The following is an 11,557-nucleotide window of genomic DNA, read 5'->3' on the forward strand; positions in this document are numbered from 1 at the left end:
AAAGCACGGCTTCCGTCGCAGCGGAACCGTCCGCCACGGCGAGGACGAGCACATCCTGCTCGTCCTCAACAGCCAGGAGAGCCCTGTCGGGTCATGACGGGCGATACGCCCCTGTCCCCCCGTCGATCAACTCCCGCAGGATGTCCATGTGCCCCGCGTGCCGTGCCGTCTCCGCCGTCATGCGGACCAGGACCCAGCGCAGGGAGCACTCGTCGTCCCGCCACGCCGGCTTGCCCAGGGTGTCCAGCGGGAGTTCCGTCAGTATGCGGTCGGCGGCGGCTCGGGCGCGGGCGTAGAAGTCGGTGATCGTGGCCTTGGTCTCGTCCGGGCCCGTGGTCATGTCCTCCCCGAGGTACGGGTCGAACCAGAAGGGCTCCGTCTCCCGGCCGAACGTCGCCACGAACCAGCCGTACTCGACCGACGCCAGGTGCTTCACCAGCCCCAGCAGACTCGTCCCCGACGGTGTCATCGGCCTTCGGACCTGCTCGTCGTCCAGGCCCTCCAGCTTCCACAGCACCGCGTCCCGCTCCTGGTCGAGCTTCGCGCGCAGCGTCGTCGTCTCGTCATCGGCGTACAGCATGTCCCGCACCACCTTCCCTCTCCCGGCCCCGCACAGCTTCATGTCGCCCAACAGCCCTTGACACCGCTTCGTACAGCTTCGAACCGCTCGGAAATTATCAGCGGCCACTGACATCCGCCTGCGACCATCACCCCCATGTCCGTGCCCACGCCCGTGCCCACACCCGCGTCCGCAACCACCTCTCCGCCCACCTTCGAGCAACTCCTCGCCGAAGGCGCCGCCGTGCCCACCGAGGGCTGGGACTTCTCCTGGTTCGACGGGCGGGCCACCGAGGCGCGGCCCACCTGGGGGTACGCCCGGGCCATGGGGGAGCGGCTGGGCCGCGTGTCCGCCGCGCTCGACGTGCACACCGGGGGCGGAGAGGTACTCAACACCGCCCCGAAGCTGCCCCCGCTCACCGTCGCCACCGAGGGCTGGCCGCCGAACGTCGTCAGGGCCACCGCCCTTCTCCACCCGCGCGGCGCGGCAGTCGTCGCCGTTCCGGACGACGCACCGTTGCCTTTCGCCGCTGAGGCCTTCGATCTGGTCGTGAGCCGGCACCCCGTCTCTCCGCACTGGACCGAGATCGCCCGCGTCCTGCGGCCCGGCGGTACGTACTTCGCCCAGCACGTCGGTCCCGCCAGCGCGTACGAACTCGTCGAGCACTTCCTCGGCCCGCAGCCGGACCAGCAGCGCGGCGCCCGCCACCCCGACCGTGAGCGGGCCGGCGCGGAAGCCGCCGGGCTGGAGATCGTCGAACTGCGCGCCGAGCGACTGCGGATGGAGTTCTACGACATCGCCGCCGTCGTGCACTTCCTGCGAAAGGTGATCTGGATGGTGCCCGGGTTCACCGTCGACGCCTACCGGCCCCAACTCCGGTCCCTGCACGAGCTGATCGAAGCCGAGGGCTCGTTCGTGGCGCACAGCAGCCGCCATCTCTTCGAGGCCCGCAAGCCTTCCGACCGATGCGGCCCGCACACTCTGGGGTAAAACGGTCTATTCGTTAATTAATGCGACCTGCCGGAGCTGGGCCTCCGGATATCGCTCACCTTCGTCCGAATATTGGCGAAAATCCGGCGGGAGGGGGGTGGTCGGTCGCAGACCTTCCGCCCCCCGCGTGACATGTGTGCGTATGCCCGAAAAGGTTTCACGAGGTTTCCACATCGTTATCGCTGGGGTTCCTGAGCACGGGTCGGCGTCCCGTAAATTTGGGTAAAGGTAATTCGCGCCAGCAAAGCTGCGCGGACGGCACCGCGCAGAGGAGGGGCCTGCGCGGTGCCCTGCCCGTCTGTCCCCGGCTCGCACGAGCCCGGGCCTCGCCTGCTCAACGGTCCTCCGGTGTCGCACCGTCGGCCCGGATCGTGAGTCGTACGCCCCGCCGAACGCCCCACTTCTCCAAGGCTCCGGCCTCCGCCTCCAGGACCGACCGGACCCATGGGCGGGGGAGTCCAACTCGGCTCGGGCGCATGGTCCTTACCGCCCGGACCCGCGCCTTTCCGTCGAGATAGGCGACGTCGATCGCGAATCGCATTCCGAACGTGTGCACCGAACTCGCCGGTGTCAGCAGCAGTGCGCCCTCGATTCCGTCCCGGCCCAGCAGTCCGCGTCGGCGTGCTTGTCCCGACTCGGCGAGCTCCAGCGGAATCGGCTCCGGTGTCTCTGTGGTGGTGAACGTGGCCATGGCTGCGAAGTTAACGGCGGAGTCAAGCAAGCGTTCGCGACCGGGTCGCCCTGGGGGAGGGTGTCGGGTTCGGACCCCCTCGGAACCTTGCCGGCGACCGTCCGGCACCCGGATGGCCCCAGGGTTGACGGGTGGTATCGGACCAGGGGATGAAAGCCGCCTGACGCCTCTGGATCGCCCGGAATCTCACGCCGTTTCCTGGGAATCAGCTGTTTTCCGGCCATGATCCAGCTGTGAAAACGGGCTCCCGAGGCCATCCACGCGTTGCCGGACGACTTCGGAGAGTAGTTGTTCCGCGTCGATGTACGCAGCATCACTCACGAAGGGTTATGGTGGAAGCCCCCCCTCGGGCCGGTCCGTCTCCCCCCCCCACGGACCGGCCCGTTTTTTGTGCCCGGACGGAGCCAGCCGGATACCACCGCTCTCCGAGCCCGCCTTTCGCGCACTTCGCGGCGCCTTCCCTCGCCCTCCCTGCCCCTCCCCCTCGCACGCTCCAGTCCCCCTTCCGCACCCTGCTCCGCGTCCCCTTCTCTCGCGGGGGTGAGGTCCTGGTGGCAAGGTCCCCTTTGCGCGCCGATGGCCCCCTGGGCGCACGGCCCCCGTTCCCCGGGCGCAGGAGCCCCCGTTCCGCAGCGGTACGCTTCCCCTCCGGGGATCGCCACCCCCGAGGACCACCACACGGGCAGGAAATCGCGCCAGGGATCGCGCCCGGCCGCGCCTGTCCGATCCGTACGGAGGGGCTGACAAACACGTGAACCTGCGCGACAACCTGCGCCGACTGCTGGTCAGGGTCTACACACGCAGGGTGGAGGGCCACCTCGACCACGACCAGGTGCCCAAGCACATCGGCGTCATCGTGGACGGCAACCGTCGCTGGGCGAAGGCGGCCGGCTCCACCACCGCCCAGGGGCACCGGGCCGGCGCGGACAAGATCGAGGAGTTCCTCGGCTGGTGCTCCGAGACCGACGTCGAGGTCGTCACCCTCTGGCTGCTCTCCACGGACAACGTCAACCGTCCGCAGGAGGAGTTGGCACCACTTCTCGAGATCATCGAGAACGTCGTGACCTCCCTCGCCGCCGACGGCCGCTGGCGGGTCCACCACGTCGGCAACCTCGACCTGCTCCCCGGGCAGCTGCAGACCCAGCTCAAGGAGGCCGAGGAGGCCACCGCGCACGTCGCGGGCGGAATACTCGTCAACGTCGCCATCGGCTACGGCGGCCGGCAGGAGATCGCCGACGCCGTGCGGTCGATGATGCTCGACGCCCACGACAAGGGCACCTCGCTGGAGGAGCTCGCCGAGAGCGTCGACGTCGACATGATCGGCAAGCACCTCTACACCAGCGACCAGCCCGACCCCGACCTCGTCATCCGCACCAGCGGCGAGCAGCGGCTGTCCGGGTTCATGCTCTGGCAGACGGCCCATTCGGAGTACTACTTCTGCGAGGTCTTCTGGCCGGCCTTCCGCAAGGTCGACTTCCTGCGCGCCCTGCGTGACTACGCGGCCCGCCACCGGCGCTTCGGCGGCTGAACCGAGCCGGAGTCGAGCCGGAGTCGAGCCGGAGCCGACCCGGCCCCGAATGGGCCCACGGAGTGAAATTCGCCCTCCCTGGGACGGATGTAACAAGGAGTTCACCAGCGCGCCGCCGTTTGTCGTGGCATGGCCGCGCATGTTCGAGGGCATAAGCCAAGCAGGTCGACACCCGAACCACGGGTGTCGTATCTCAGCGGACGGCACGGGGCCGTCCGCCCGGGAGGCCCTTTGCACCAGCCCGACCGTGTGGTCACAGCACGGGCGAACAGGCGGAGGGCCGGTTCTCGGCCCGCGCACTGGGGCCGTCGACCGGTCCAGATCTCCTTCGTCGCTCCCCGACCTCATCCGAGGGGGTACGTCCTTCCGTGGTGACCAGCACAAAGCGCCGTATGCCAGACCGGCGCACCTATGTTCTCGACACCAGCGTCCTGCTGGCCGATCCAGGCGCCCTGAACCGCTTCGAGGAGCACGAAGTCGTGCTGCCGATCGTCGTGGTCACGGAGTTGGAGGCCAAGCGGCACCATCCCGAACTCGGGTACTTCGCCCGGCAGGCCCTGCGCCTGCTGGACGAGTTCCGCGTCCGGTTCGGTCGTCTCGACGCCCCGATTCCGATCGGGGAGCTGGGTGGGACCGTCCGTGTCGAGCTCAACCACTCGGACCCCAGCGTGCTGCCAAGCGGCTATCGCCTGGGGGACAACGACTCCCGCATCCTCGCGGTCGCCCGCAATCTGCAGGCCGAGGGGTACGACGTCACCGTCGTGTCGAAGGACCTGCCGCTCAGGATCAAGGCCTCGTCCGTCGGTCTCCTCGCTGAGGAGTACCGCGCGGAACTGGCCATCACGGGCTCATCCGGCTGGACCGGAATGTCCGAACTGACCCTGGCCGGCGAGCAGGTCGACCTTCTCTTCGAGGAGGGGCACGCATACGTTCCCGAGGCCTCCGAGCTGCCGGTGCACACCGGTCTGACGATCCAGTCGGAGCGCGGCAAGGCACTGGGGCGCGTCACGGCGGAGGGCAACGTCCGTCTCGTACGCGGGGATCGCGAGGCGTTCGGTATCAAGGGGAGGAGTGCCGAACAGCGGATCGCGCTCGACATCCTTCTCGATCCGGACATCGGGATCGTGTCCATGGGCGGCCGGGCGGGCACCGGCAAGTCGGCGCTCGCGCTGTGCGCGGGACTGGAGGCCGTGCTGGAACGGCGGCAGCACCAGAAGGTGATGGTCTTCCGGCCGCTGTACGCGGTGGGCGGGCAGGAACTCGGCTATCTGCCGGGTTCCGAGTCCGAGAAGATGGGCCCCTGGGCTCAGGCGGTCTTCGACACGCTGTCCGCGGTCACCAGCCGCGAGGTCATCGAGGAGATCACCGCACGCGGCATGCTCGAAGTGCTGCCCCTCACCCACATCCGTGGCCGGTCGCTCCACGACGCGTTCGTGATCGTGGACGAGGCACAGTCGCTGGAGCGGAACGTCCTGCTCACCGTGCTGTCCCGCATCGGCTCCAACTCGCGGGTGATTCTCACCCATGACGTGGCGCAACGGGACAATCTCCGGGTCGGCCGGTACGACGGTGTCGTGGCCGTCGTCGAGAAGCTGAAGGGGCACCCGCTCTTCGCGCACGTCACCCTCACCCGGTCCGAGCGATCCCAGATCGCCGCACTGGTGACCGAAATGCTGGAGGACGGGCAGATCTGACCCTGGTTGGGCAGATAGGAACTCGCTAGGCCGATTGGGCAATTGCGTCCGGTTATCGCGTAGTTCAAGTGCTGCAGGAAAGAGGCGCCGTCCGGCAAAGGCGAAGAGCCTAGCCGGGCGGCGCTTCCGCGTCTGCGGCTTTCCTGAAATCACCGGGGACAAACGAGGTGTGAGCTTTCACACGCAACTCGGAATTGCCACCCGGCGTCCGGGTGCGGCAGAGTCTCACTCCTGTCAGGCCCCGCATACGACACATCTGTACCCCCAGTAGTACGGCACCACCGAAGCACCGCCTTCAACTCCATACCGTCGTCGTATGCCGCCCGTGCACCACGCGGCGCTCCCCGCAAAGGAGTTGCCCACCGGGCCCGTGTCTCCCGTGACCCCGCAGTTGGGAGGCCAGCGTCTTGGGGGCAAGATTGCGTCCGCCAGGGTCACCGAAGCGGGCGATGCTGGAAGGAAACCGTGTGAGCCGGATTTCGGTCCGGGGACTCGCAGTGGCTTCGGCCACCGCGGTCACCGCTGTCGGCGCAGTTACGGGTGTGGCCTCGGGCGACACCGGGACCCCCAACAACGCCGAGGCACTGGTAGGCGACACCACGCTGCTCACGGACATTCCCGTGGGCTCCCAGGCCGAGGTGCAGACCGCGTCCCTGACGCAGCAGGCCGATGTCCAGGCCATCGCCGCCGACGCCACCGCCAAGAAGGACGCCGAGGAGTCTGCTCGCAAGCAGGCGGCCAAGGACGCGGTGGCCAAGCAGAAGGCGGCCGAGAAGGCCGAGGCCGAGGCGAAGGCGCGCAAGGAAGCGGAAGAAGCGGCCAGCCGCTCCTCGACGCGTGACGCGTCCAGCTTCCCGCTGCAGAACTCGTACTCGATCGCCGATGTGCAGGAGATGGCGCGGGCGATCGTCCCGGCGGACCAGTTCCAGTGCTTCAGCAACATCGTGGACCACGAGTCCAGCTGGAACTACCAGGCGGACAACCCCAGTTCGGACGCGTTCGGCCTGGTGCAGGCGCTTCCGGGTTCCAAGATGTCCTCGGCCGGTGCCGACTGGGCGACGAACCCGGCAACCCAGATCAAGTGGGGCCTGAGCTACATGAACGACCGCTACGACAGCCCGTGCGGCGCGTGGAACTTCTGGCAGGCCAACCACTACTACTGAGCCTGCCGCGACTGTTGCGGATCCCGTGCGCGGCTTCTGTGCTCAGTCGTCTCAACCTTTCCGAGCCCCTCACCGTCCTTCGGTGAGGGGCTTCGGCCATGTACGGTCGGACGTGGACCGCTGCTCCCGAGGCTCTGGAGGCTTTGGGGGAGATCGATGGGCAGAGGGAGAGACGGGGGACGAGGGCGGATCATGTCGCGAGTGCCGCATTTGCTCGGCCGGATCGGTGGCCGACTCACCGAGATGGGTGAGCGGTTGGACGCACGCCGGGCCGAGGTGGAGAAGGAGCACACGGACGACGGGGACTCGCCGCAAGGCACTCCGGCCCGGCCGGACACCTCACCCCCGGAACACGGGCATGAGCACGGCTCCGGGCATGAGCACGCCTCCGGACCCGATGAACGCGAGCACGACGAGCCCGAACAGCCGCCCAGGGCCCGCACCACGACCACCCCCACCGGCCCCGGCGCGATCGCCGTGCGGCCCGAGCCCGCCTCCGTCGTCCCGTGGGGCGTACGGGTCGCGGCCGAGGCGGGCTGGCGGCTGCTGGTGCTCGCCGGCACGCTCTGGGTGCTGATGCGGGTCATCGGCGCGGTCCAACTCGTCGTCTTCGCCTTCGTGGTGGCGCTGCTCATCACCGCGCTGCTCCAGCCCACGGTCGCCCGCCTCACCCGGTGGGGCATGCCGCGCGGTCCGGCGACCGCGCTCACCGCGATCCTCGGGTTCGTCGTGATGGGGCTGATCGGCTGGTTCGTGACCTGGCAGGTCATAGAGAACACCGACCAGCTCTCCGACCAGGTCCAGGACGGCATCGACGAACTTCGCAACTGGCTGCTCAACAGCCCCTTCCACGTCACCGACAAGCAGATCAACAAGATCGCCGAGAATCTGCGCGACGCGATCGGCGCCAACACGGACTCGATCACCTCGGTGGGCCTGGAGGGCGTCACCGTCGTCGTCGAGACGCTGACCGGCATACTGCTGGCGGCCTTCTCGACGCTCTTCCTCCTCTACGACGGCAAGCGCATCTGGGAGTGGACGCTGAAGCTGGTCCCGGCGGCGGCCCGTCCCGGTGTCGCTGGCGCGGGACCGCGAGCGTGGCGCACGCTGACGGCGTATGTGCGGGGCACGGTGATAGTGGCTCTGATCGACGCCATCTTCATCGGCCTGGGCCTCTACTTCCTGGACGTGCCGATGGCCGTCCCGCTTGCCGTCTTCATCTTCCTGTTCTCCTTCATCCCGCTCGTCGGCGCGGTCGCCTCGGGCGCCCTGGCGGTGGTGGTGGCACTGGTGACGCAGGGCGTCTTCACGGCGGTGCTGGTGATCGCGGTGGTGCTGGCCGTACAGCAGATCGAGGGTCACGTCCTGCAGCCGTTCATCCTGGGCCGGGCGGTCCGGGTCCACCCGCTGGCGGTGGTGCTGTCCGTGGCGGCGGGCAGCATGGTGGCGGGGATCGGCGGCGCGGTGGTCGCCGTACCGCTGGTCGCGGTGACGAACACGGTCGTCGGCTATCTGCACTCGTACTCCCAGGCACACACCCCCGAGACAGCGGCGCTGCTACGGCAGGCGCCGCAGCCCCGGGGAGCCACGGCGTCGGAGATCGCCCTGACCAAGGCCCAACAGCAGCCCGAACACCCTGAGGGTCCGCAGGCCCCTTGAGGGCCGCAGGCCCCTCAAGGGGCGCGGGGAACTGCGCGACCAGCCACAGCGGACCCGCAGACTCAGCTGAGCACCTTCAGCACCGGCCCCAGAGCGATCAGCAGCGGGATCAGCGGTGCCACGGCGGCGGCCAGGAGCGCGGCGGCTCGGTACGGCGCGTCCAGGCGCGGCGGAGGCGCCAGCAACCGTTCGACCCGGTCGCCGAGCTGCCCGCGGGTGCACGAGCAGGACAACACGCCCCGGTGCCTGTTGAGTTCGATCAGGGCGAGCGCGGTGGTGCGGTGGCCGCAGCGCCGGGACGCGGTGTCGTCGGCGGCCAGTTCGACCAGGCGGTGCGTCTGGTCCCGGAAGTGCGCGAAGACGGGGACGCGCGGGAAGCCGGTGGCCAGAGCCTGCGAGAGATGCAGCAGCCAGTCGTGGCGGGCGCGGGCATGACCGAGTTCATGGGCGAGTACGGCGTCCAGCTCGTGGTCGGACAGCCGGCGCAACGCGCCCGTGGTGACGACGAGTTGAGGCGTCGGTCCGGGCAGCAGCCAGGCGTCGGGATACTCGTCCTCCAGGACCAGCAGTGGCCCCCGGGCGGCCGGGAAACCGGCGGGCAGGTCCGGCGCGCGCTCCCGCAGGTGGACGCGCCGCAGCCGACGCCGCCTGCGCGCCTCGGTGAGTTCCCGGGCGAGCATCGCGACCGTCCAGGCCGCCCCGCAGGCCAGCAGCAGCGTCAGTACGGTGAGCCAGAGGGGCGCCGGTCCCAGCTGGTAGGCGGCGGTGAACGAGGGCGGCGCCGGTGCGAAGGCGTGCGCCCCGGCCGTCCCGAACGCCGCCGTCGTGCCCAGCAGCAGCGAGGCGAGGCAGCACACCAGTACGGTCGCGACCAGGCACTGCCACACCCACAGGCCCAGCACCGGCTCCCGGTCGGGCCAGCCGGCCCGGGTCAGCACACGCGGCAGGACAGCGGCGGCGGTCAGGGCGACGGCGGCCATCAGCACCAGGACGACGGTCATTGCGGGTGGCTCCCTCAATCGGAGAAGGACGGTCCTCGCGGCCGGTACGACGAAGGCGGCGACGAACGGAGAGAGGGTGCGCCCATTGTCGGACGTCCCGCCTGCCGCGTCCAGTCACCCACCGGGACCCCCTCACTCGGTCACCCACGCGACCGCCTGACGGCTACTCGGAGAGGATCGCCTCCGCGTCCAGCGTGGTGGCGACGGCCTGCACGACCGCCGCGATCCTGAACGCCTCCTGCACCGTCTCCCGCTCGACGCCCGCCGCGCGGAGCACCCGCTCATGGGCGTCCAGACAGGCGCCGCAGGCGTTGATCGCCGACACCGCCACCGACCACAGCTCGACGTCGGTCCGCTCCACGCCCGGGTCGCCGAGGACGTTCGCCCGCAGCCCGGCGCGCAGCCGCCCGTACTCCGGGTCGGAGAGCAGATGGCGGGTGCGGTGGAAGACGTTGCTCATCGCCATCGCGGCGGCGGTGGAGCGGGCGGCCGTGTACGCCTCCGGGGAGAGACGGGCCCTGGCCTCCGGCCCCACCTCGCGCAGCACCCGCGCCGAGGGGGACGCGATCGCGCAGACCAGCACCGTGCCCCAGAGCTGCTGCCCGGTGAGCCGGGAACTGTCGACGACCTTCTCCAGGTTGAGGCGCAGGTCCACCGCGTAGTCCGGCAGGGCGGACTTGAGTTCCGCGAGGCCCATACCCACTCACCACCATTGATCCGACGAATCACTACACTCTGCCATGTTGATCCACGAAAACTATCAGTGAAGCCAGCAGCTAACCCCGGCAACGAAACCCAGCAGTCAGGAGTACGGGCATGGCCGCGCCCAGGAACACCGACGGGCGCCGCAGGCCCAGTCTCGCCCAGCTGCGCGCCTTCGTCGCCGTCGCCGAGCACCTGCACTTCCGGGACGCCGCCGCCGCGATCGGCATGAGCCAGCCCGCGCTCTCGGGTGCCGTCTCCGCGCTGGAGGAGGTCCTCGGGGTCACCCTCGTGGAGCGCACCACCCGCAAGGTGCTGCTGTCGCCCGCCGGAGAGCGGCTCGCCGTACGCGCCCGGCACGTGCTGGAGTCGGTCGCCGCGCTGCTGGAGGAGGCCGAGGCCGTGCGCGCGCCCTTCACCGGGACCCTGCGGCTCGGCGTGATCCCGACCGTCGCGCCCTACCTCCTGCCCGCGGTCCTGCGTCTCGTCCACGACCGGTACCCGGACCTCGACCTCCAGGTCCACGAGGAGCAGACCGCCGGACTCCTCGACGGACTCACCACCGGCCGACTCGACCTGCTCCTGATCGCCGTTCCGACCGGCATGCCCGGCATGCCCGGCATCCTCGAACTCCCGCTCTTCGACGAGGACTTCGTGCTCGTCACCCCTCGCGACCACCCGCTCGGCGGTCAGACGGACATCCCGCGTGAGGCGCTGCGCGGCCTCGACCTGCTGCTCCTGGACGAAGGGCACTGTCTGCGCGACCAGGCGCTCGACGTCTGCCGGGAGGCCGGGCGCGCGGACACCCCGGCCACCACCACGGCCGCCGGCCTGTCCACCCTCGTCCAGCTCGTGGCCGGCGGCCTCGGCGTGACGCTGCTGCCGCACACCGCCGTCAGGGTCGAGGCGGGCCGCAGCGACCAGCTCCGCACCGGCCACTTCGCCGCCCCGGCCCCGACCCGCCGGATCGGCCTCGCGACGCGTGCGGGCGCGGTGCGGGGCGCGGAGTACGAGGAACTGGCGGCGGCTCTGCGGGAGGCGCTGCGGCCCTTGCCCGTCCGGGTGGTGGGTGACTAAACAGGTGACAGTTCGATCAAATGAGCGTCGAACAAAGCCCGTTGAACGGCGAGAGATCTCAACTTCCGTCAGGTAGCGAGACTCCGGTCTGAATATGCGCCCGGACTGATACACATACCCCCTCAGTGCTACGCGTCAGGCGTATGTACGAAATTCCGGTGAGTAAGGCCAAGGGGAGTGATGTCGGTCATCCGCGATTCCGTCTCCGCATCCGCATCCGCCCCTGACCCCGTTCTCGCATCCCCTTCCCCGGATTCCCTCGGCCGGATCGGCTACGGCCTGCTGCTCGACACGCTGGCCGAGTGCGGGCAGGAGGAGTACACCGGGGCACTGCGCGCGGCCGGCAGCCCCGGCGGGGTCTTCCACTTCCGGCGCGGACTGGTCGTCGGCGCCGAGAGCCCCGGCGCCCCGGGCCCCGAGGCGCTGCTCCTGCGCTCCCGCCGGATCAGCGGCGAGGAGTGGGCCGAGCTGGTGCGGGAGGCCGGGGGAGCGC

Annotated in this window: 10 protein-coding genes and 1 pseudogene; 7 read left to right on the forward strand and 4 right to left on the reverse strand. The window is 69.7% G+C overall.

Features of this window, described 5'->3' with window-relative positions; genetic code table 11:
* Positions 1-91: 91 nt before the first annotated feature.
* On the reverse strand, positions 92-580 hold the full coding sequence (locus STRTUCAR8_RS11925; RefSeq protein ID WP_044472064.1) for a DinB family protein: 489 nt from the start codon (positions 578-580) through the stop codon (positions 92-94).
* A gap of 135 nt (positions 581-715) precedes the next feature.
* On the opposite strand from STRTUCAR8_RS11925, the gene STRTUCAR8_RS11930 reads away from it, so the two are divergent.
* A complete protein-coding gene (locus STRTUCAR8_RS11930; protein WP_044472062.1) occupies positions 716-1,549 on the forward strand; it encodes a class I SAM-dependent methyltransferase in 834 nt (277 codons plus the stop codon).
* Positions 1,550-1,883: 334 nt separating this feature from the next.
* Here the strand turns inward: STRTUCAR8_RS11930 and STRTUCAR8_RS11935 are convergent, their stop codons facing one another.
* Positions 1,884-2,240 (reverse strand): DUF192 domain-containing protein, encoded by a 357-nt coding sequence (locus STRTUCAR8_RS11935; protein ID WP_006375941.1) that lies wholly within the window; start codon positions 2,238-2,240, stop codon positions 1,884-1,886.
* 751 nt (positions 2,241-2,991) lie between these two features.
* On the opposite strand from STRTUCAR8_RS11935, the gene STRTUCAR8_RS11940 reads away from it, so the two are divergent.
* The 4 genes from STRTUCAR8_RS11940 (at position 2,992) to STRTUCAR8_RS11955 (ending at position 8,284) form a co-directional block, all read left to right on the forward strand.
* Positions 2,992-3,768: an isoprenyl transferase gene (locus STRTUCAR8_RS11940; protein WP_006375932.1), complete on the forward strand. Its 777-nt coding sequence runs from the start codon at positions 2,992-2,994 to the stop codon at positions 3,766-3,768.
* A gap of 368 nt (positions 3,769-4,136) precedes the next feature.
* Positions 4,137-5,462 carry a PhoH family protein gene (locus STRTUCAR8_RS11945; RefSeq protein WP_006375943.1) on the forward strand — a complete coding sequence of 442 codons (1,326 nt, stop codon included), beginning with the start codon at positions 4,137-4,139 and terminating at the stop codon, positions 5,460-5,462.
* Between the two features lie 467 nt (positions 5,463-5,929).
* Positions 5,930-6,625, forward strand: a complete 696-nt coding sequence (locus STRTUCAR8_RS11950) for an aggregation-promoting factor C-terminal-like domain-containing protein (protein ID WP_006375942.1) — start codon at positions 5,930-5,932, stop codon at positions 6,623-6,625.
* 192 nt (positions 6,626-6,817) lie between these two features.
* Positions 6,818-8,284, forward strand: a complete 1,467-nt coding sequence (locus STRTUCAR8_RS11955) for an AI-2E family transporter (protein WP_006375937.1) — start codon at positions 6,818-6,820, stop codon at positions 8,282-8,284.
* 62 nt (positions 8,285-8,346) lie between these two features.
* On the opposite strand, the gene STRTUCAR8_RS11960 is transcribed toward STRTUCAR8_RS11955, so the two are convergent.
* Entirely contained in the window at positions 8,347-9,285 is a 939-nt protein-coding gene (locus tag STRTUCAR8_RS11960; protein ID WP_006375940.1) for a M56 family metallopeptidase, read from the reverse strand.
* A 163-nt stretch (positions 9,286-9,448) separates the two neighbouring features.
* On the reverse strand, positions 9,449-9,982 hold the full coding sequence (ahpD, locus tag STRTUCAR8_RS11965) for an alkylhydroperoxidase, AhpD family (RefSeq protein WP_006375936.1): 534 nt from the start codon (positions 9,980-9,982) through the stop codon (positions 9,449-9,451).
* A 119-nt stretch (positions 9,983-10,101) separates the two neighbouring features.
* Between ahpD and STRTUCAR8_RS11970 the strand changes: the two genes are divergently transcribed.
* Both STRTUCAR8_RS11970 and STRTUCAR8_RS11975 read left to right on the forward strand, forming a co-directional pair.
* A complete protein-coding gene (locus STRTUCAR8_RS11970) occupies positions 10,102-11,064 on the forward strand; it encodes a hydrogen peroxide-inducible genes activator (protein WP_006375933.1) in 963 nt (320 codons plus the stop codon).
* Positions 11,065-11,244: 180 nt separating this feature from the next.
* A pseudogene (locus STRTUCAR8_RS11975) lies at positions 11,245-11,557 on the forward strand (hypothetical protein); the annotation flags it as partial.

It is taken from the genome of Streptomyces turgidiscabies Car8 (assembly GCF_000331005.1).
Lineage (GTDB): Bacteria > Actinomycetota > Actinomycetes > Streptomycetales > Streptomycetaceae > Streptomyces > Streptomyces turgidiscabies.

What these genes read in the sequence shown, in the direction of transcription:
- STRTUCAR8_RS11925 (WP_044472064.1), bottom strand. Translation starts at nt 580, where the DNA reads ATGCTGTACGCCGATGACGAGACGACGACGCTGCGCGCGAAGCTCGAC.
- STRTUCAR8_RS11930 (WP_044472062.1), top strand. Translation starts at nt 716, where the DNA reads ATGTCCGTGCCCACGCCCGTGCCCACACCCGCGTCCGCAACCACCTCT.
- STRTUCAR8_RS11935 (WP_006375941.1), bottom strand. Translation starts at nt 2,240, where the DNA reads ATGGCCACGTTCACCACCACAGAGACACCGGAGCCGATTCCGCTGGAG.
- STRTUCAR8_RS11955 (WP_006375937.1), top strand. Translation starts at nt 6,818, where the DNA reads ATGTCGCGAGTGCCGCATTTGCTCGGCCGGATCGGTGGCCGACTCACC.
- STRTUCAR8_RS11960 (WP_006375940.1), bottom strand. Translation starts at nt 9,285, where the DNA reads ATGACCGTCGTCCTGGTGCTGATGGCCGCCGTCGCCCTGACCGCCGCC.
- ahpD (WP_006375936.1), bottom strand. Translation starts at nt 9,982, where the DNA reads ATGGGCCTCGCGGAACTCAAGTCCGCCCTGCCGGACTACGCGGTGGAC.
- STRTUCAR8_RS11970 (WP_006375933.1), top strand. Translation starts at nt 10,102, where the DNA reads ATGGCCGCGCCCAGGAACACCGACGGGCGCCGCAGGCCCAGTCTCGCC.